Below are 18,962 nucleotides of genomic sequence, written 5' to 3'. Positions count from 1 at the left end.
ACGGGAGATCACAATGTTCGACAACAAACACAACAGGCGACATTTGACCCTGGCCGCGTTGCTGGTACTGGCCAGCGTGCAAGGCACAGCCTGGGCCGACCAGTACGAAGAGGCGGCAAAGAAATGGATCGGCAGCGAGTTCAAGCCTTCGACCCTTACCCCCGAACAGCAGTTGGCCGAATTGCAGTGGTTCATCAAGGCAGCCGAGCCGTTTCGCGGGATGAAGATCAACGTTGTGTCGGAAACCATCACCACCCATGAATACGAATCCAAGGTGCTGGCCAAGGCTTTCAGTGAGATCACCGGTATCCAGTTGACCCACGACCTGCTGCAGGAAGGCGATGTGGTGGAAAAACTGCAGACGCAGATGCAGTCGGACAAGAACATTTATGACGGCTGGGTCAACGACTCCGACCTGATCGGTACGCACTTTCGCTACGGCAAAGTGGAATCGATCACCGACCTGATGGCCAACGAGGGCAAAGCCTACACCTCGCCGACCCTCGACCTGAAGGACTTCATCGGAATTTCCTTCACCACCGCGCCCGATGGCAAGGTCTACCAACTGCCCGACCAGCAGTTCGCCAACCTGTACTGGTTCCGCGCCGACTGGTTCGAACGGCCTGAGTTGAAGGCCAGGTTCAAAGAGAAGTACGGCTATGAACTGGGGGTGCCAGTGAACTGGTCGGCGTACGAGGACATTGCCAAGTTCTTCACCGAAGACGTCAAGGAGATCGACGGCAAGCGTGTCTACGGGCACATGGACTACGGAAAGAAAGACCCGTCACTGGGCTGGCGCTTCACCGATGCCTGGTTCTCGATGGCCGGCGGCGGCGACAAAGGCCTGCCCAATGGTTTGCCGGTCGATGAATGGGGCATTCGCGTGGAGGACTGCCATCCGGTGGGTTCCAGCGTGACCCGCGGCGGCGATACCAATGGGCCGGCCGCCGTCTATGCCACGCAGAAGTACGTGGACTGGATGCGTGCCTACGCGCCCAAGGAAGCGCAGGGCATGACCTTCTCCGAAGCCGGCCCTGTGCCGGCGCAAGGCAACATTGCCCAGCAGATATTCTGGTACACCGCGTTCACCGCCGACATGACGAAGCCCGGCTTGCCGGTTGTGAATGCCGACGGCACGCCGAAGTGGCGCATGGCGCCTTCACCGAAGGGGCCATACTGGGAAGAGGGTATGAAACTCGGCTACCAGGACACCGGCTCGTGGACCTTCTTCAAGTCCACCCCCGAGAAGCAACGCCTGGCGGCGTGGCTGTACGCCCAGTTCGTCACCTCAAAGACCGTATCGCTGAAAAAGACCATCGTCGGCCTGACGCCGATTCGTGAGTCGGACATCAACTCCCAGGCCATGACCGAGTTGGCGCCCAAGCTCGGTGGGCTGGTGGAGTTCTATCGCAGCCCGGCGCGGGTGCAGTGGACGCCGACCGGCACCAACGTGCCGGACTACCCGCGGTTGGCGCAATTGTGGTGGAGCCATATCGCCGAAGTCGCCAGTGGCGAAAAGACCCCGCAGGAAGCCCTGGATGGGCTGGCGCGCGACCAGGACCGCATGATGGAGCGCCTGCAACGCTCCAATGCCCAGGCGACGTGTGCACCCAAGTTGAATCCGGAGAAGGACGCCCAGTACTGGTTCGACCAGCCGGGTGCGCCGAAAGCCAAGCTGGCCAACGAAAAGCCCATGGGCGAGACCGTCAGCTACAACGAACTGCTGAAGTCCTGGGAGGCGGCCAGGAAGTGATCGGCTGAACACCGTGGTGGCTTCCCCCGCCCCCTGGGGGGCCGGACAACCGCTTGCAAGAGCAGGCTCGTCCGCGAAGAGGTCATTTGTCACGGGCAAAAAAAACGGCACCTGCAAAAGGTGCCGTTTTCGCATTACGCGGTATTACTTGTGCAGCTCTTCTGCCGCGTACAGCGTGTTCTCCAGCAGGCACGCCCGGGTCATCGGCCCGACGCCGCCCGGCACCGGTGTGATCCAGCCGGCGCGGGGCAGGGCAGTCTCGTAGACCACGTCGCCGACCAGTTTCCCGTCTTCTTGGCGGTTGATGCCCACGTCGATGACGATGGCACCTTCCTTGACCCACTCACCCTTGACCAGGCCTGGCTTGCCGGCAGCCACGACCACCAGGTCGGCACGCCCGACATGGCCGGCCAGGTCCTTGGTGAAGCGATGGCAGACGGTCACGGTACAGCCGGCCAGCAGCAGTTCCATGGCCATCGGGCGGCCAACGATGTTGGACGCGCCGACGATCACCGCGTTCATGCCGTACAGGTCCTGGCCGGTGCTTTCCAGCAGGGTCATGATGCCTTTCGGTGTGCACGGGCGCAGCAGTGGAATACGCTGGGCCAGGCGGCCGATGTTGTACGGATGGAAACCGTCCACATCCTTGTCCGGGCGAATGCGCTCGAGCAGCAACGAGGCGTCCAGGTGTGCCGGCAGCGGCAGTTGCAACAGGATGCCGTCGACGGCCGGGTCGTCATTGAGACGGTCGATCAGCTCGGTCAGGGCTTGTTGCGTGGTCTCGCTGGGCAGGTCGAACGCCTGCGAAATGAAGCCGACCTCTTCGCAGTCCTTGCGCTTGTGCGAGACATAGACTTGGGAGGCGGGGTCGGTGCCGACCAGGATCACTGCCAGGCCCGGCGTACGCAGGCCTTGCTGGCGACGCTCCACGACACGTTGAGCGATCTGCTGGCGCAGGCTGGCGGCGATAGCCTTGCCATCGATTAGGTGTGCAGTCATAGACGCGTGATTAACCATCGAGAGGGAACAATAATGAACGTGCATTCTCGCACGACATGGGCCAAGGGCAAAGGCGGGTGGTCGGGCAAATCCCCTAACCCCTTAAATAATTTAAATTTTTTCGAAAAAGGTGTTGACGACTTTCGGGGTCGACTATAAGATTCGCCGCACTTGTCGGGCACAGCCTAGCACTGGTTGGCTAAGTCGGGCAGAATGAGTGGTTTAACAGTTCCTTGTTAGCGTCTCGTTCGGTTAGGCTTCAAGCTTAAGCGCCCGTAGCTCAGCTGGATAGAGCATCCGCCTTCTAAGCGGATGGTCGCAGGTTCGAGTCCTGCCGGGTGCGCCATTAGGCAGCTTTGGCAAGCAAGTAGGTTGTAATGCAATATGGTGGGCGTAGCTCAGTTGGTAGAGCGCTGGATTGTGATTCCAGTTGTCGTGGGTTCGATTCCCATCGTCCACCCCATATTTTTCAAGGGCGCCTCGATAGCATCTGGCGCCTTTGTTTTAAGCGTTACGCGGACGTGGTGAAATTGGTAGACACACTGGATTTAGGTTCCAGCGGCGCAAGCTGTAAGAGTTCGAGTCTCTTCGTCCGCACCATGCTTCTGTAAGGTTGTACCGCAAGACCGCAATATGGTGGGCGTAGCTCAGTTGGTAGAGCGCTGGATTGTGATTCCAGTTGTCGTGGGTTCGATTCCCATCGTCCACCCCATATTCCTGAAAGGCGCCTTGATCGTGAGATCGGGCGCCTTTTTGTTTTGGGTCTGCGTAGCGGTGATGAGCCGCGCCTCAGCCAAAACACCTCCTGCCCCTTGTAATCCTCTGGTGGCACCCCAATAAAAGCTGTTAGATTTCAGCCGGTTGAAACACCGGCCTGTTCGGCCGGCAAAGGACATCACGATGATTGCAAAAGAAGCCCGTCAGGCCCTGGCGCTGCAGCGCTTTGCCGACGCCAATCCGCAGTTGCTCGAGGAGATCCGCGAGCTGGATGCGCGCGAACAGGCCCAGCAGATCGAGTGGGCGTTCGAGGATGCCGCCGAGGAGCAGGGCATTGAGCCCTGGGAGCTGGCGCTGCAATTGATTGCTGAGTCCCCGGAGCAGTTGCAGGCCATGCGCCTGGAAACGCACCGTGAAGTGGCTGAGGCGCTGGGGCTGGAATGGGAGGAATACTGCCAGTTCAACGACATTGATCCTCAATAAAGGAGGCGAGTGCGTTGCGGGTAGTTGTTTGACAAAGTATTTCGGCTGCAGGCCGCCCTCCGGCGCCGTGCAGCCCCTGTTGGAAGCAGGCCTGGCGCTGTGCCGTGCGGGCCTTGAAAGTTAATCGACCGGCGTTGTTTTCAGTCGTCCCGTGTGGGGTGACTTCTGCTGCGTGACTCACTAGAATGTTTGCCCTTGATTCTGGAGTCGGGCTAACGCCGGCTAACGTCTGTGCAACGAGGAATATCCATGCAAGTTTCTGTTGAAAACACTTCCGCTCTCGAGCGCCGCATGACCATCGCCGTTCCGGCCGAGCGCGTCGAGAACGAAGTCAACAAGCGTCTGCAGCAGACTGCCAAGCGCGCCAAGATTGCGGGCTTCCGTCCTGGTAAAGTACCGATGACCGTGATCCGTCAGCGTTTCGAGGCGGACGCTCGTCAAGAGGCTTTCGGTGACCTGGTCCAGGCCTCCTTCTACGAAGCCATCGTCGAGCAGAAGCTGAACCCGGCTGGCGCCCCGGCTGTAGAGCCCAAGTCCTTCGAAAAGGGCAAGGATTTGGAGTTCGTCGCCATCTTCGAAGTGTTCCCTGAGTTCACTGTTGCGGGCCTCGAGTCGATCAAGGTCGAGCGCCTGAGCGCCGAAGTGGCTGACAGTGACCTGGACAACATGCTGGAAGTGCTGCGCAAGCAGAACACCCGCTTCGAGGCCGTCGAGCGCGCTGCGCAGAATGACGACCAGGTCAACATCGACTTCGTCGGCAAGGTCGACGGTGAAGCGTTTGCCGGTGGTTCGGCCAAGGGCACCCTGCTGGTGCTGGGCTCCGGCCGCATGATCCCAGGCTTCGAAGAGGGCCTGGTAGGCGCCAAGGCTGGCGAAGAGCGCGTTGTCAACGTGACCTTCCCAGAGGACTACCAGAACCTGGACCTGGCTGGCAAAGCCGCCGAGTTCACCATCACCGTCAACAGCGTTTCGGCACCTGTACTGCCAGAACTGAACGAAGCGTTCTTCGCCCAGTTCGGCATCAAGGAATCGACGCTGGAAGGCTTCCGCGCCGAAGTTCGCAAGAACATGGAGCGTGAGCTGCGTCAGGCGATCAAGACCAAGGTCAAGAACCAGGTCATGGACGGTCTGCTGGCCGCCAACCCGATCGAAGTGCCAAAGGCCCTGCTGGAAAACGAAGTCAACCGTCTGCGCGTGCAGGCAGTTCAGCAGTTTGGTGGCAACATCAAGCCTGAGCAGCTGCCAGTCGAACTGTTCGAAGAGCAAGCCAAGCGCCGCGTCGTGCTGGGCCTGATCGTGGCCGAAGTGGTCAAGCAGTTCGAGCTGAAGCCGGACGACGCCAAGGTTCGCGAGATGATCGAAGAAATGGCTTCGGCTTACCAAGAGCCTGAGCAGGTCATCGCTTGGTACTACAAGAACGACCAGCAACTGAACGAAGTGCGTTCGGTTGTGCTGGAAGAACAAGTTGTAGATACTGTTCTGCAGAAAGCGACTGTGACCGACAAGTCGGTCTCGTACGAAGAAGCCGTTAAACCAGCCGAGGCTCCTGCCGCTGCTGAGTAACGGTCTTCTCTCGTAGGAAACCTCCACAAGCCAGCCTTCGAGCTGGCTTGTGCGTATTCAAGCCATGACTATTTGGGAGTGAGCGCAGGACATGTCCCGCAATTCTTATATTCAGCAGAGCTCTGACATCCAGGCCGCAGGCGGCCTGGTCCCGATGGTTATCGAGCAGTCCGCCCGTGGCGAACGCGCTTACGACATCTACTCGCGCCTGTTGAAGGAGCGAGTGATCTTCCTGGTTGGCCCGGTAGAGGACTACATGGCCAACCTCGTCGTTGCGCAACTGCTGTTCCTTGAGGCGGAAAACCCGGACAAGGATATCCATCTGTACATCAACTCGCCGGGCGGTTCCGTCACCGCCGGCATGTCGATCTACGACACCATGCAGTTCATCAAGCCGGACGTTTCGACCATCTGCATCGGCCAGGCCTGCAGCATGGGCGCCTTCCTGCTGGCGGCAGGTGCCAAGGGCAAGCGTCATTGCCTGCCTAACTCGCGCGTGATGATCCACCAGCCGCTGGGCGGCTTCCAGGGTCAGGCCACCGATATCGAGATCCACGCCCAGGAAATCCTCAATATCAAGGCCCGTCTGAACGAGCTGCTGGCCTATCACACCGGCCAGGAACTCGAGACCATCAAGCGTGACACCGAGCGTGACAACTTCATGAGCGCCTCGCGCGCAGCCGAGTACGGCCTGATCGACTCGGTCTACGACAAGCGGCAACTGGCCTCCTGAACCGGGGGGTCAGAGCAGGTGGGCGTCGAAAGCGCCTACCTGCGGACTTGAAAAAGCCCGCAATTGCCTTCATCTTGTGTTGCAAGCCTACCGGATTGGATCGATCGAATGACTGACACCCGTAACGGCGAGGACAGCGGCAAATTGCTTTATTGCTCCTTCTGCGGCAAAAGCCAGCACGAAGTGCGCAAACTGATTGCCGGGCCCTCGGTATTTATCTGCGACGAGTGCGTCGACCTGTGCAACGACATCATCCGTGAGGAGGTGCAGGAAGCCCAGGCCGAGAGCAGCGCGCACAAATTGCCTTCGCCGAAAGAAATCAGCGGCATCCTGGACCAGTACGTGATTGGTCAGGAGCGCGCGAAGAAGGTGCTGGCCGTAGCGGTGTACAACCACTACAAGCGCCTGAACCAGCGTGACAAGAAGGGTGACGAAGTCGAACTGGGCAAGAGCAACATCCTGCTCATCGGGCCAACTGGCTCGGGCAAGACCCTGCTCGCCGAAACCCTGGCACGCCTGTTGAACGTACCGTTTACCATTGCTGACGCCACCACCCTGACCGAGGCCGGTTATGTGGGTGAGGACGTCGAGAACATCATCCAGAAGCTGTTGCAGAAGTGCGACTACGACGTGGAAAAGGCCCAGATGGGCATTGTCTACATCGACGAAATCGACAAGATTTCGCGCAAGTCGGACAACCCGTCCATTACCCGTGATGTCTCGGGCGAGGGCGTGCAGCAGGCACTGCTGAAACTGATCGAGGGCACCGTGGCCTCGGTTCCGCCGCAGGGCGGCCGCAAGCACCCGCAACAGGAATTCCTGCAGGTTGATACCCGCAACATCCTGTTCATCTGTGGTGGTGCGTTCTCGGGCCTGGAAAAGGTCATCCAGAACCGCTCCACCAAAGGTGGCATCGGGTTTGGTGCCGAAGTGCGCAGCAAGGAAGAGGGCAAGAAGGTTGGTGAGTCCCTGCGTGAGGTCGAGCCGGACGATCTGGTCAAGTTTGGCCTGATTCCGGAATTCGTCGGCCGCCTGCCGGTACTGGCTACCCTCGACGAGCTGGATGAGGCTGCGTTGATGCAGATCCTCACCGAGCCGAAGAATGCCCTGACCAAGCAGTATGCCAAGCTGTTCGAGATGGAAAGCGTCGACCTCGAGTTCCGCAGCGATGCGCTCAAGGCCGTTGCGCGCAAGGCCCTGGAGCGCAAGACTGGCGCTCGTGGCCTGCGTTCGATCCTCGAAGGCGTGCTGCTCGATACCATGTATGAGATTCCTTCGAAAAAGGATGTCAGCAAGGTGGTTATCGACGAGAGCGTCATTGAGGGTACCTCGCAGCCGCTGATGATTTACGAAAACAGCGAACCGCAAGCCAAAGCCGCTCCAGACGCCTGATTCAGGCAATGGCCGGTTCTCGGTTGCAAGCAAGAAGGGGGCCTACGGGCCCCTTTCTGCTTTTCCTGTGCAAGCGCTTGTAATTTCCCAAGCCTGCCCCCACATTAGGTCCAAGCATCATTTCCACCGGTTTCCGGCCATAAGGCCGCTGTAGAGGCGAAATCATGAAGACCACCCTCGACTTGCCTCTTTTGCCATTGCGCGATGTCGTTGTTTACCCGCACATGGTTATCCCGCTGTTCGTGGGGCGCGAAAAGTCCATCGAAGCCCTCGAGGCGGCGATGACGGGCGAAAAGCAGATCCTTCTGCTGGCCCAGAAGAACCCTGCCGACGACGATCCGGGTGAGGACGCCCTGTACCGCGTCGGTACCGTTGCCACCGTGCTGCAACTGCTGAAGCTGCCTGATGGCACCGTCAAGGTGCTGGTCGAAGGCGAACAGCGGGGTGCGGTCGAGCGCTTCTCCGAAGTTGAAGGGCACATCCGTGCCGAAGTCTCCCTGATCGACGAAACCGACACTGCCGAGCGCGAGTCGGAAGTGTTCGTGCGCACGCTGCTGTCGCAGTTCGAACAATACGTTCAGCTGGGCAAGAAGGTGCCTGCCGAAGTGCTGTCTTCGCTGAACAGCATCGACGAGCCAGGGCGCCTGGTCGACACCATGGCCGCGCACATGGCCCTGAAGATCGAGCAGAAGCAGGAAATTCTTGAAATCGTCGACTTGACTACCCGTGTCGAGCACGTGCTGGCACTGCTGGATGCCGAAATCGACCTCCTGCAGGTCGAAAAGCGCATTCGCGGCCGGGTCAAGAAGCAGATGGAGCGCAGCCAGCGCGAGTACTACCTGAATGAGCAGATGAAGGCCATTCAGAAAGAACTTGGCGATGGTGACGAAGGCCACAATGAAGTCGAAGAGCTGAAAAAGCGCATCGAAGCCGCAGGTCTGCCTAAAGATGCCTTGACCAAGGCTCAGGCGGAGCTGAACAAGCTCAAGCAAATGTCTCCGATGTCGGCCGAAGCTACCGTGGTGCGCTCGTACCTCGACTGGTTGGTGCAGGTGCCGTGGAAGGCTCAGAGCAAGGTGCGTCTGGACCTGACCAAGGCCGAGGAAATCCTCGATGCCGACCACTATGGCCTGGAAGAGGTCAAGGAACGCATCCTCGAATACCTTGCCGTGCAGAAGCGCGTCAAGAAGATCCGCGGTCCGGTGCTGTGCCTGGTCGGGCCACCCGGTGTCGGCAAGACCTCGCTGGCCGAGTCGATCGCTGCCGCCACCAACCGCAAGTTCGTGCGCATGGCCCTGGGTGGCGTGCGTGACGAGGCCGAGATCCGTGGCCACCGCCGTACCTACATCGGCTCCATGCCGGGTCGCCTGATCCAGAAGATGACCAAGGTGGGCGTGCGCAACCCGTTGTTCCTGCTCGACGAGATCGACAAGATGGGCAGCGACATGCGCGGTGACCCCGCTTCGGCACTGCTGGAAGTGCTCGACCCTGAACAGAACCACAACTTCAACGACCACTACCTGGAGGTCGACTACGACCTCTCGGACGTGATGTTCCTGTGCACCTCGAACTCGATGAACATCCCGCCGGCGCTGCTGGACCGGATGGAAGTCATCCGTCTGCCTGGCTACACCGAGGACGAAAAGATCAACATCGCGGTCAAGTACCTGGTGCCCAAGCAGGTCAAGGCCAACGGCTTGAAGAAGGAAGAGCTGGAAGTCGACATCTCGGCGATTCGCGACATCATCCGCTACTACACCCGTGAAGCCGGTGTGCGGGGCCTGGAGCGGCAAATTGCCAAGGTCTGCCGCAAGGTGGTCAAGGAACATACCGGGCAGAAGCAGGTCAAGGTCAAGGTGGCCAGCGAGCAGCTGGAGCACCTGCTGGGCGTGCGCAAGTTCCGCTATGGCCTGGCCGAGCAGCAGGATCAGATCGGCCAGGTAACCGGCCTGGCCTGGACCCAGGTGGGCGGCGAGTTGCTGACCATCGAGGCCGTGGTCATCCCCGGCAAGGGCCAGTTGATCAAGACCGGCTCGCTGGGCGATGTCATGGTCGAGTCGATTACCGCCGCGCAGACCGTGGTACGCAGCCGCGCCCGCAGCCTGGGGATTGCCGCCGACTTCCACGAGAAGCATGACGTGCACATTCACATGCCTGAGGGCGCCACGCCGAAAGACGGCCCAAGTGCCGGTATCGGAATGTGCACCGCACTGGTGTCGGCGCTGACGCAGATTCCGGTACGTGCCGACGTGGCCATGACCGGCGAAATCACCTTGCGTGGCCAGGTATTGGCCATTGGCGGGCTGAAGGAAAAACTGCTGGCGGCACACCGTGGCGGGATCAAGACGGTGATCATTCCCGAGGAGAATGTTCGCGATCTCAAGGAGATTCCTGAAAATATCAAACAGGATCTTCAGATCAAACCGGTCAAATGGATTGACGAAGTCCTGCAAATTGCGCTGCAATACGCCCCGGAGCCCTTGCCAGATGTGGCTCCGGAGATTGTCGCGAAAGACGAGAAGCGCGACGGCGATGCTAAGGAAAGAATCAGCACGCATTAGTAGTTTTTGGCTGGGGGGCTTTCCTTGACAGTATTTTCGGCGCCTTGCTATAAAGCGGCACGTTATTGTCGCCATGCCTCCCAGCACACGTTTCATAAGCTTTTCATTACATACTTAGAAACAAACTCAATAGAGAAATAAGGGGACTTAGAGTGAACAAGTCGGAACTGATTGACGCTATCGCCGCATCTGCAGACATCCCGAAAGCTGTAGCCGGCCGTGCGCTGGACGCAGTCATCGAATCCGTCACCGGCGCCCTGAAGCAAGGTGACGATGTGGTACTGGTTGGCTTTGGTACCTTCTCGGTCAAGGAGCGCGCCGAGCGTACCGGCCGCAACCCGCAAACCGGCAAGGCAATCAAGATCGAAGCCGCCAAGGTTCCAGGTTTCAAGGCAGGCAAAGGCCTGAAAGACGCCGTCAACTAAGTCGTCTTTCAGCCGGACCCGGCCTGGCCTGGTCCGAGCACGGTGATGGCGGGGCGCAAACGTTCCCGCCTGACACGTTTGCTAAGAAAAGGCGCATCCTCGGATGCGCCTTTCTTTTATCAGGATTCTACCCACGCTCCGCGGTTGTCGACGCAGTGGTACAGCCGTTTCTGGGGGACGCATGCTGCAAAATATCAGGGACAATTCACAAGGTTGGATTGCCAAGACCATCATCGGCCTTATCGTCGTGTTGATGGCATTGACCGGTTTCGAAGCCATTTTCCAGGCCGCCACTCATAGCCAGGACGCCGCCAAGGTGAACGGCCAGACCATCAGCCAGAACGAGCTGAGCCAGGCGGCCGACATGCAGCGCCGTCAACTGATGCAACAGTTGGGCAAGGATTTCGACCCGGCGCTGTTGGATGACAAGTTGCTGCGAGAGGAGGCACTCAAGGGGCTGATCAGCCGCAAGCTGCTGCTGCAAGGTGCTGAGGATGCCAAGTTCGCATTCTCCGAGGCCGCGCTGGATCAGGTGATCTTGCAGACCCCTGAGTTCCAGGTGGACGGCAAGTTCAGCGCTGACCGTTTCGACCAGGTGATCCGCCAGATGGGCTACGGTCGCATGCAGTTCCGCGAGATGCTCGGCGAGGAAATGCTCATCGGCCAACTGCGCACCGGCCTGGCCGGCAGCAGCTTCGTCACCGATCAACAGGTCGATGCCTTTGCTCGCCTGGAGAAGCAGACCCGCGACTTCGCCTCCCTGACGTTCAAGGCCGACCCGGCCGCAGTCAAGGTCAGCGACGAAGAGGTCAAGGCGCACTACGACCAGCACGCCAAGGAGTTCATGTCGCCTGACCAGGTCGTGATCGACTACATCGAGCTGAAGAAGTCGGCGTTCTTCGATCAGGTCAAAGTGACCGACGAAGAGCTCAAGGCCCAGTACGAGAAGGAAATCGCCAACCTGGCCGAGCAGCGTCATGCCGCGCACATCCTCATCGAGGTCAACGACAAGGTCACCGACGCCCAGGCCAAGGCCCGCGCCGAAGAGATCGAGCAGCGTCTGGCCAAGGGTGAGGACTTTGCCGCTTTGGCCAAAGAGTTCTCTCAGGACCCAGGCTCCGCCACCAGCGGTGGTGACCTCGGCTTTGCCGGCCCGGGCGTATACGACCCGGCCTTCGAAGAGGCGCTGTACCAGCTGCAGAATGGCCAGGTATCTGCTCCGGTGCGCACCGAGTTTGGCTACCATCTGATCAAGCTGCTGGGCGTCCAGGCGCCAGAAGTACCGAGCTTCGCCAGCCTGAAGGACAAACTGACCCGCGATCTGAAGATGCCGCTGGTCGAGCAGCGTTATGTCGACGCCAGCAAGCAACTGCAGGATGCTGCCTACGAGGCTTCCGACCTGGCCCAGCCGGCCCAGGACCTGAACCTCAAGGTGCACACCTCCGCGGCCTTCGGCCGTGAGGGCGGTGAAGGCATTACCGCCAACCGTGCGGTGGTGCAGGCGGCGTTCTCTGAAGAAGTGCTGGATGAGGGTGCCAATAGCACCGCCATCGAGCTCGACCCTGAGACCACCGTGGTGCTGCGCGTCAAGGAACACCGCAAACCAGAGCAACTGCCGCTGGACGCTGTGGCCAAGAACATCAGGGAGCACCTGGCCAAAGAGAAGGCGACTGCCGAACTCAAGGCCAAGGCGGACAAGCTGATTGCCGGCCTGCGTGACGGTTCCATCGCAGCAGGCAGCGTTCACGAAGGCCAAGGCTGGAAAGCCTATGAGGCAGTCACCCGTGGTGAGGACGGTATTGACCCGGCCGAACTGCAGGCACTGTTCCGTCTGGGCAAGCCGCAAGCCAAGGACAAGCCTGTTTATGGCAGTGTGGTGCTGCGTGACGGAAGCCTGGTGGTGTTGCAGCTCAAGGGTGTGAACGACGGCGCTACCGCCACCGACGAAGAGAAGCAGCAGATTCGCCGCTACCTCGCGTCCCGTGCTGGCCAGCAGGACTTTGCGGCTTACCGCAAGCAGCTGGAAGCCAATGCAGACATCACCCGTTACTAAGGTGTTCGTTGCATGAAGAAACAGGCCGCCTCGTGCGGCCTGTTTCGTTTTCGCCAGCCGCGAGCACGGTCATTGTCGAGCACCACACCGCCTTCAGGTGCGGCGCCAACCAGGTGCTACCGATTCACCCCTTCATAACTGTCCAGCGTATCGCGTGCAATCTCTCGCCCCAGGGCGATGAGCTCCGGCGCTTTGTAGAACTCGAAAAACCGGCACACCCGCTTGGGCACGTTGATCAGCACATCCGGTGGATAGCCGGCAATCTTGTACTGTGCCAACGAAGTCTGCATGACCTCGAAGCTCTGGTTGATCAAATCCAGCAGCGAGGCTGGCCCCACGTTGTCGATGATGAAAGAGCCGGTGGCCGACTTCGGCGCGCCCTCGCGCTCCGGGGCCGCTGCCGGTTGCTGGTTTTCCGGGTCGGCGCTGTCGGTAAGCCACGGGCTTGGCGGTGCCAACCCCTCGGCGACGATTTCCTTTTCGATGCGGATCAGCTCTTCCGCCGGTTTGCGCCGGAATGGCAAGCGTGAACCCAGCGAGCTCAACAAGGCGTCAAAGCGCATCTTGAATGCCGCCGGGCGCTCGATCACCGGCAACTGGTACTGCTTCTGGTTGGTGGCGTTGAGGTTGACCGCGATGATCAGGTCGCAATGGCTGGACACCACCGGCACGATTGGCAGCGGGTTGAGGATGCCACCGTCGACAAGCATGCGGTTGCCTTGCATCACTGGCGTGAACAGGCTGGGAATGGCCGCAGAGGCGCGCATGGCCTGATGCAGGCAACCCTCCTGGAACCAGATTTCCTGCTGGTTGGTAAGGTCGGCGGCCACTGCGGTGTAGGGTATGCGCAGTTGCTCGATGTTTATCTCGCCGACGATCTTGCGGATCTGCCCGAACACCTTGTCGCCGCGAATCGCACCGAGGCGAAAGCTGACGTCGACCAGGCGCAGCACATCCAGGTAGTCGAGGCTTTCGATCCAGTTGCGATACTCATCCAGCTTGCCGGCGGCATAGATACCGCCAATCACCGCGCCCATGGAGCACCCTGCGACGCAGGCTATGTCGTAGCCGCGGCGCTCGATTTCTTCGATCACGCCGATGTGTGCATACCCTCGGGCGCCGCCCGATCCCAGTACCAGTGCCACACGTTTACTCATGAACATTCCCCGGCCAGTGCCATCATGGTCCTACAATGCACCCATCGCTGCCTGTGCTTCAATGTAGATCGTGCTGAGCTACTGTAATAAAACTGGCCAGGCAAAGCCGGCTGGGCATGGCACTTTCCAGCTGTCGGAGCGTCGAACAGCCACCGTTTTTCCATAGAGGTATTACTGATGAAAGCCTGGATCTGCCTTCCACTGATTGCCTTGGCCCTAGCTGGCTGCGCGGGCAAGACGGCCTACCGTGACAGCTGCGCGACCCAGCTGGATGCCGCCTGGAAGGAGCTGGACCTGGCCAAGGCCGAAGGCTTTGCCGGTGCTGTAAGTTATTCCAAGGCCTTGTCACTGCTGACCGGGGCCAAGACCCAGCAGCAGTTCGAAGGCTACGAAAGCTGTACCCGCAAAGCCGAAAAGGCGCGGTTCTACATTCGTGAATCTCGCGCCGGGCGCTGAACAGGGAGCATCGTATGTCTGCCATGCTCGACCATGTCGTTGCCCAGATACTGACCTTGCAGGTGCGCTTGCTGGCCTGTCGTGAACGCCTGGCTGCCAATACCGACAGCGAGGCCTTGCACGACTTGCGTATCACCTCGCGGCGCCTGCGCAGTCTGCTGAGGCCGCTGCGTGGGCTGCCGGGTGTGGAGCAACTGGAGGATGCGGCACGTTCGCTGGGTACCCTTACCACGCCGCTGCGTGATCGCGAGGTGCTGGCGGCTGAGCTGATCGGGCGCGGTCATGCGGCAGCCGGGCAGCGGCGTCTGGAGGGGCGTGACAGGACCTTCGCCAGTGTTGCTACCAGCCCACAGCTGGCCAGGGTATTGGCGATTCTCGACGCCTTTCCATTGTTCCTGCGGGCGGCGGACCGGGAGGGGCTGGTCAAGTCGCTGGGCAAGCGTATCGACAAGCGCCTGGTCAAGCAGTGGCGCAAGTTGCACAAAGCGTTGCAGGACCCGGCTCACGATCGCCACCGCCTGCGTTTGCTGATCAAGCGTGCGCGCTATGGCGATGAGGCCTACCCACAACTCGATCACGCAGGGAAGAAACTGCAACGTCTGTTGAAAAAGGCACAGGGCAACCTGGGGGATTGGCACGACCGCCTGCAATGGCTGCTGCAAGCCCGCGATCATGCCGACCTGCTCCCCTGCAAGGCTGGTTGGGAGCAGGAGTTGCATGAGGCGGAGCGCCAGTCAGATGTGACGCTGGATGCCCTGCAAGAGGCGCTGGCGCGGCGTTATCACGGAAAATGACCGATATGCGGGCTGATTGCCCGGCGTTTGCTGGCTAGGATTAGCGGACCTTTTTCTTTGCAGGCAGGAGCCGGCCAATGAATTTCAACCAACTCCTCGACGCCGTACGGGCCAACCCGGATTCCGTCAGCATTCCGCCCAGCTGGGCCCAGGGGCGCGCTGCCTTTGGTGGCCTGATGGCGGCCATGGTGTATGAAACCATGCGCCTTAGGCTCTGCGACAGCCGCCCGGTACGCTCATTGGCCATCAGCTTCGTGGCGCCGGCGGCTGCGGATGTGCCCATCCGCTTCGAGGTGGAGGTTTTGCGCGAAGGCAAGGCGGTTAGCACGCTGTTGGGCCGCGCGGTTCAGGATGGCCAGGTGGTGACTTTGGTGCAGGGCAATTTCGGTGCGGGCCGCCCTTCGGTGGTCGAAGTGCCGGCGTTACCGGCCATCGAAATGCCTGCGCTCGATGAGGCGGCCCCGGAGTTGCCCTATATCAAAGGCGTTACCCCTGAGTTCATGCGGCATGTGGCCCTGCGCTGGGCAGTAGGGGGGCTGCCGTTCAGTGGCAATCAGTCGCGCAAGATGGGCGGCTGGGTGCGCTTGCGGGATGTGGTGGAAGAACAGGTGAACGAGGCGCACCTGTTGGCGTTGGTCGATGCCTGGCCGCCCAGCCTCATGCCGTTTCTCAAGCAGCCCGCTGCGGGCAGTACGTTGACCTGGACCATCGAGTTCATCCAGCCAACGGCGAAGCTGTCGACCCTGGATTGGTGCCGGTACTGTGTGGAGACCGAGCATGCGCGGGATGGCTATGGGCATGCTGCTGCGGCATTGTGGACGGCGCAGGGCGAGTTGTTGGCGTTGAGCCGGCAGACCGTCACCGTTTTCGCCTGACCCTTGCAAGACTGCTCACAAGCAGCGCTCCGGCAGCTGGCTCAGTGCCGGTGCTTGTGCCGCTCCCGCCAGGCCCTCCACCAGGCCCCGCTCACCACAAAGCGCGGAAAGGTGATGAACTGCTCGGTCAGTAAGCGCTGCACGGCATCCTGGCGGTTGGCGAACGGTTCGGGCTGCTGGGCTTCAAGGCGGTGGCCTTGGCGCTGCAGGCCCAACGCTGCGATCAAGGCAATCACACCCACCGCGATCTGGCCGAGGTCGAAACCGAACAGACCGGACAGCACCAGCAGTGTCCCCAGAATGAACAACGGCACAGCGATCAGGTGCAACACCAGGTTGGCCGGGTGGCGGTGATTATGGTGATAGCCGCGCCATTGCCAGGCGGGAAGATTGGGCAGGCGTTTGCTCATGGGGATTTCCTCTCGGTCATGCCCAAAGCTTAGTGCGGCCCCCACGCGGGGGCCAATCGAAGCTGGCTATGGTGACTATAGCTTGAGCTGGCCAATGGCCTTGTTCAGTTCGCCGGCCAGGGTCGCCAGTTCGCTGCTGGTGGTCGCTGAACCGACCGTCTGCTGCACGGTCCGCTCGGTGACATCGCGGATGCTGACCACCGCGCGGTTCATTTCCTCGGCTACCTGGCTTTGCTGCTCGGCCGCTACAGCGATCTGGGTATTGCTTTCGCGCATCTGCGCCACGGCACCGGTGATTTCAGCCAGCGCCTCACCGGCTTCCTGCGCCTGACGCACACAGTCGTCGGCCTTGTACGAGCTCTCCTGCATGAACTCCACCGCATCGCGGGTGCCCGACTGCAGGGCCGAAACCATGGTGGTGATCTCATCCGTGGAGGTTTGTACGCGTTTGGCCAGGTTGCGCACTTCATCGGCCACCACGGCAAAGCCACGGCCCAGGTCACCGGCGCGCGCGGCTTCGATGGCAGCGTTAAGCGCCAGCAAGTTGGTCTGTTCGGCAATACTGTGGATCACACTGACTACACCGTTGATCTTCTGGCTGTCCTCGGCTAGTTGTCGAATCATCTCGGCAGTTTGTTGCACGCCGCTGGAAAGCCCGGAAATCGAATCCTGCACTCGGCTGACCACCGCTTGACCGCTGCCGGCCAAGGTGTCGGCGGTTTGTGACAAATCGCGGGTGGCACCGGCGTGCTGGGCAATGTGGTGCACGGTCGCCGACATTTCGTTGATGGCAGTGGCGGCCTGGTCGGTTTCACTCTGCTGGCCGAGCATGCCATGGCGTACGTCGCTCATGCTGGCGGCTAGGCGTGCAGCGCCCGAGTCCAACTGTGCTGCGCTGTGGGCGACGGTGCTGACCACGCGGTGATAGGTGGACTGCATGGCGTTGAAGGCCCCAGCCATCTGGCCGACCTCGTCGCCACTGGCTAGCGGTACGCGGGCCGACAGGTCGCCGGTCTTTTCCACGTGCAGCATCACGTCCTTGAGGGTGTTGAGTTGGCTGAGCAGGAAGCGGATCAGCAGTTGGGAGGCGCCGAGCATGGCCAGCATCAGGATCAGCACACACACCGCGTAATTGCTGAAACGATCGAAGAAGACCTGGCGCAAACTGGGTGACTGGGCCAGCACAGCTAACTGCTGGTCGCCACTGCGCAGCACCTGTGCGCCACGCAGTGGGTTTTCGCCGAGGACCCAGGCGCTCGGCAATGCGACCCAGCCTTGGGCGTTGCGCAGGGCATCGAGCGCCTCCCCGGCGTAGGTTGGCGTTTGCCCGGTTGACCAACTGATGACGTTGGCCGGGCGTGGCAGTGCTTGCCCGGCTGGCCAGGCGGCCAGCAACTGGGCTTGTGCGACCGCCTGGCTCTGAGCCGCCTCGGCACGTGCGCGTTGCTCCAGGTGCACGGCGTACAGCACCAGCAGCAAGGTGGTGACAAAGGCCACTGCGTTGACGGCCCAGAACTTGTACTTCAGGGAAACATTGCTAAGCCAGGCACCCATGGGCAGGTCTTCTCTGAGTTGAGCGGAAACAATATTGGCAAGGTGCCATCATTGTGCCCTCATCCTCCTAGACATGTGTTGATGCATATCAACTGTGTTCACCCGCCCCGCAGAAACACGCGAGACTCAGGGGAGCTGGAAGAAAGCCCGCGCCGTTGCCGTGGTATGCGCCGCCGTGTGCTCGGCTGATTCACCGCGATGCGAGGCCACCTCGCGCAGTACCTCCGGCAAGAACGCCGGCTCGTTGCGCCCGCTCTTGGGCTTGGGCCGCAAGCTGCGCGGCAGCAGGTAGGGCGCGTCGCTTTCCAGCATCAGCCGGCCTTGAGGAATGTTGCCCACCAGCGGGTGCAGGTGAGTGCCGCGGCGTTCGTCGCAGATCCAGCCGGTAATGCCGATGTGCAGGTCCAGGTCCAGGTAGGCGAACAGCGCCTCACGCTCACCGGTGAAGCAGTGCACCACTGCGCCGGTCAGGTGGTCGCGGTAGTCCTTGAGAATCGCCAGCAAGCGCTCGCTGGCATCGCGCTCGTGCAGGAACACCGGCAGACGCAGCTCCGCAGCCAGTCTCAGCTGGGCTTCCAAGGCTTTTTCCTGCAGCGGGCGAGGGGAAAAGTCGCGGTTGAAATCCAGGCCGCATTCGCCCACCGCGCGTACGCGCGGTTCACTCAGCAACCGTCGCAGCTGGCGCTCGCTGTCGGCATCCCAGGCCTTGGCATCGTGAGGGTGCACGCCGGCCGTGGCGAACAGGTGGGCGCCGCTTGCATCCAGTTGATGGCACAGTTCCAGGGCTTGTTCGCTGACCGCCAGGCTGGTGCCTGTCAGCAGCATTTGCGTAACGCCGGCCTCCAGCGCGCGCTCGACGATTGCGGCCTGTTGGTCGTGGAAACTGCTGTTGGTCAGGTTGACGCCGATATCGATCAGTTGCATGGTGCTATCTCGTGCCGCGGGGCGGCCAGCATAGCAAAAAGCGCGTTTTTCTGAAAAAACCAAGAACTTCATGCTGTTGCCGTGGTCATTTACCGTCGTTTATCACTTGGCGG

16 protein-coding genes and 4 tRNA genes are annotated in these 18,962 nt (G+C 60.7%); 15 read left to right on the top strand and 5 right to left on the bottom strand.

Annotated features, from left to right (window positions below):
* The first annotated feature begins 13 nt into the window (after window positions 1-13).
* Window positions 14-1,753 carry an ABC transporter substrate-binding protein gene (locus LMH93_RS18050; protein ID WP_003250232.1) on the top strand — a complete coding sequence of 580 codons (1,740 nt, stop codon included), beginning with the start codon at window positions 14-16 and terminating at the stop codon, window positions 1,751-1,753.
* 144 nt (window positions 1,754-1,897) lie between these two features.
* Here the strand turns inward: LMH93_RS18050 and folD are convergent, their stop codons facing one another.
* Window positions 1,898-2,752, bottom strand: coding sequence for a bifunctional methylenetetrahydrofolate dehydrogenase/methenyltetrahydrofolate cyclohydrolase FolD (folD, locus tag LMH93_RS18045; protein WP_003250234.1), 855 nt, complete (start codon window positions 2,750-2,752; stop codon window positions 1,898-1,900).
* 269 nt (window positions 2,753-3,021) lie between these two features.
* On the opposite strand from folD, the gene LMH93_RS18040 reads away from it, so the two are divergent.
* The 11 genes from LMH93_RS18040 (at window position 3,022) to LMH93_RS17990 (ending at window position 12,679) form a co-directional block, all read left to right on the top strand.
* Window positions 3,022-3,098 (top strand) — tRNA-Arg (locus LMH93_RS18040).
* 41 nt (window positions 3,099-3,139) lie between these two features.
* Window positions 3,140-3,215: transfer RNA gene (locus LMH93_RS18035), tRNA-His, on the top strand.
* Between the two features lie 52 nt (window positions 3,216-3,267).
* Window positions 3,268-3,352, top strand: a tRNA-Leu gene (locus tag LMH93_RS18030).
* Between the two features lie 36 nt (window positions 3,353-3,388).
* Window positions 3,389-3,464 (top strand) — tRNA-His (locus LMH93_RS18025).
* A gap of 188 nt (window positions 3,465-3,652) precedes the next feature.
* Window positions 3,653-3,952: a DUF6388 family protein gene (locus LMH93_RS18020; RefSeq protein WP_012053070.1), complete on the top strand. Its 300-nt coding sequence runs from the start codon at window positions 3,653-3,655 to the stop codon at window positions 3,950-3,952.
* Between the two features lie 249 nt (window positions 3,953-4,201).
* Window positions 4,202-5,515, top strand: a complete 1,314-nt coding sequence (gene tig, locus LMH93_RS18015) for a trigger factor (RefSeq protein ID WP_003250238.1) — start codon at window positions 4,202-4,204, stop codon at window positions 5,513-5,515.
* A gap of 91 nt (window positions 5,516-5,606) precedes the next feature.
* Entirely contained in the window at window positions 5,607-6,248 is a 642-nt protein-coding gene (clpP, locus tag LMH93_RS18010; protein WP_003250240.1) for an ATP-dependent Clp endopeptidase proteolytic subunit ClpP, read from the top strand.
* A gap of 108 nt (window positions 6,249-6,356) precedes the next feature.
* Window positions 6,357-7,640, top strand: a complete 1,284-nt coding sequence (gene clpX / locus LMH93_RS18005) for an ATP-dependent Clp protease ATP-binding subunit ClpX (protein ID WP_003250242.1) — start codon at window positions 6,357-6,359, stop codon at window positions 7,638-7,640.
* A 164-nt stretch (window positions 7,641-7,804) separates the two neighbouring features.
* Window positions 7,805-10,201 (top strand): endopeptidase La, encoded by a 2,397-nt coding sequence (lon, locus tag LMH93_RS18000; RefSeq protein WP_004576798.1) that lies wholly within the window; start codon window positions 7,805-7,807, stop codon window positions 10,199-10,201.
* A 152-nt stretch (window positions 10,202-10,353) separates the two neighbouring features.
* Window positions 10,354-10,626 (top strand): nucleoid-associated protein HU-beta, encoded by a 273-nt coding sequence (gene hupB, locus LMH93_RS17995; RefSeq protein ID WP_003250246.1) that lies wholly within the window; start codon window positions 10,354-10,356, stop codon window positions 10,624-10,626.
* A 181-nt stretch (window positions 10,627-10,807) separates the two neighbouring features.
* Window positions 10,808-12,679, top strand: a complete 1,872-nt coding sequence (locus LMH93_RS17990) for a SurA N-terminal domain-containing protein (RefSeq protein ID WP_003250248.1) — start codon at window positions 10,808-10,810, stop codon at window positions 12,677-12,679.
* Between the two features lie 116 nt (window positions 12,680-12,795).
* Here the strand turns inward: LMH93_RS17990 and LMH93_RS17985 are convergent, their stop codons facing one another.
* Window positions 12,796-13,836: a patatin-like phospholipase family protein gene (locus LMH93_RS17985; protein ID WP_230064434.1), complete on the bottom strand. Its 1,041-nt coding sequence runs from the start codon at window positions 13,834-13,836 to the stop codon at window positions 12,796-12,798.
* A gap of 177 nt (window positions 13,837-14,013) precedes the next feature.
* On the opposite strand from LMH93_RS17985, the gene LMH93_RS17980 reads away from it, so the two are divergent.
* The 3 genes from LMH93_RS17980 to LMH93_RS17970 all read left to right on the top strand — a co-directional run bounded on the left by LMH93_RS17980 (window position 14,014) and on the right by LMH93_RS17970 (window position 15,961).
* Entirely contained in the window at window positions 14,014-14,292 is a 279-nt protein-coding gene (locus LMH93_RS17980; RefSeq protein ID WP_003250254.1) for a lipoprotein, read from the top strand.
* Between the two features lie 14 nt (window positions 14,293-14,306).
* Window positions 14,307-15,086 carry a CHAD domain-containing protein gene (locus LMH93_RS17975; protein ID WP_230064433.1) on the top strand — a complete coding sequence of 260 codons (780 nt, stop codon included), beginning with the start codon at window positions 14,307-14,309 and terminating at the stop codon, window positions 15,084-15,086.
* Between the two features lie 77 nt (window positions 15,087-15,163).
* Window positions 15,164-15,961 (top strand): acyl-CoA thioesterase, encoded by a 798-nt coding sequence (locus LMH93_RS17970; RefSeq protein ID WP_070096115.1) that lies wholly within the window; start codon window positions 15,164-15,166, stop codon window positions 15,959-15,961.
* 41 nt (window positions 15,962-16,002) lie between these two features.
* On the opposite strand, the gene LMH93_RS17965 is transcribed toward LMH93_RS17970, so the two are convergent.
* The 3 genes from LMH93_RS17965 to LMH93_RS17955 form a co-directional block, all read right to left on the bottom strand.
* A complete protein-coding gene (locus LMH93_RS17965; protein ID WP_010953277.1) occupies window positions 16,003-16,371 on the bottom strand; it encodes an Mpo1-like protein in 369 nt (122 codons plus the stop codon).
* Between the two features lie 75 nt (window positions 16,372-16,446).
* Window positions 16,447-17,925, bottom strand: a complete 1,479-nt coding sequence (locus tag LMH93_RS17960) for a methyl-accepting chemotaxis protein (RefSeq protein WP_003250263.1) — start codon at window positions 17,923-17,925, stop codon at window positions 16,447-16,449.
* Window positions 17,926-18,051: 126 nt separating this feature from the next.
* Window positions 18,052-18,849 carry a TatD family hydrolase gene (locus tag LMH93_RS17955; RefSeq protein WP_054888656.1) on the bottom strand — a complete coding sequence of 266 codons (798 nt, stop codon included), beginning with the start codon at window positions 18,847-18,849 and terminating at the stop codon, window positions 18,052-18,054.
* Window positions 18,850-18,962 lie beyond the last annotated feature (113 nt).

The sequence above is a fragment of the Pseudomonas sp. CIP-10 genome, from assembly GCF_020911845.1.
GTDB classification, from domain to species: Bacteria; Pseudomonadota; Gammaproteobacteria; order Pseudomonadales; family Pseudomonadaceae; genus Aquipseudomonas; species Aquipseudomonas alloputida.
Note: the sequence above shows the minus strand (reverse complement) of the source record. Positions and strands in the feature narration are given on the sequence as shown.

Excerpts from the sequence above, each read along its gene's own strand:
- LMH93_RS17955 (WP_054888656.1), bottom strand. The coding sequence starts at position 18,849 with ATGCAACTGATCGATATCGGCGTCAACCTGACCAACAGCAGTTTCCAC.
- LMH93_RS17975 (WP_230064433.1), top strand. The coding sequence starts at position 14,307 with ATGTCTGCCATGCTCGACCATGTCGTTGCCCAGATACTGACCTTGCAG.
- lon (WP_004576798.1), top strand. The coding sequence starts at position 7,805 with ATGAAGACCACCCTCGACTTGCCTCTTTTGCCATTGCGCGATGTCGTT.
- folD (WP_003250234.1), bottom strand. The coding sequence starts at position 2,752 with ATGACTGCACACCTAATCGATGGCAAGGCTATCGCCGCCAGCCTGCGC.
- LMH93_RS17965 (WP_010953277.1), bottom strand. The coding sequence starts at position 16,371 with ATGAGCAAACGCCTGCCCAATCTTCCCGCCTGGCAATGGCGCGGCTAT.
- LMH93_RS17970 (WP_070096115.1), top strand. The coding sequence starts at position 15,164 with ATGAATTTCAACCAACTCCTCGACGCCGTACGGGCCAACCCGGATTCC.
- LMH93_RS18050 (WP_003250232.1), top strand. The coding sequence starts at position 14 with ATGTTCGACAACAAACACAACAGGCGACATTTGACCCTGGCCGCGTTG.
- LMH93_RS18020 (WP_012053070.1), top strand. The coding sequence starts at position 3,653 with ATGATTGCAAAAGAAGCCCGTCAGGCCCTGGCGCTGCAGCGCTTTGCC.
- LMH93_RS17980 (WP_003250254.1), top strand. The coding sequence starts at position 14,014 with ATGAAAGCCTGGATCTGCCTTCCACTGATTGCCTTGGCCCTAGCTGGC.
- LMH93_RS17985 (WP_230064434.1), bottom strand. The coding sequence starts at position 13,836 with ATGAGTAAACGTGTGGCACTGGTACTGGGATCGGGCGGCGCCCGAGGG.
- LMH93_RS17990 (WP_003250248.1), top strand. The coding sequence starts at position 10,808 with ATGCTGCAAAATATCAGGGACAATTCACAAGGTTGGATTGCCAAGACC.
- LMH93_RS17960 (WP_003250263.1), bottom strand. The coding sequence starts at position 17,925 with ATGGGTGCCTGGCTTAGCAATGTTTCCCTGAAGTACAAGTTCTGGGCC.
- clpX (WP_003250242.1), top strand. The coding sequence starts at position 6,357 with ATGACTGACACCCGTAACGGCGAGGACAGCGGCAAATTGCTTTATTGC.
- tig (WP_003250238.1), top strand. The coding sequence starts at position 4,202 with ATGCAAGTTTCTGTTGAAAACACTTCCGCTCTCGAGCGCCGCATGACC.
- clpP (WP_003250240.1), top strand. The coding sequence starts at position 5,607 with ATGTCCCGCAATTCTTATATTCAGCAGAGCTCTGACATCCAGGCCGCA.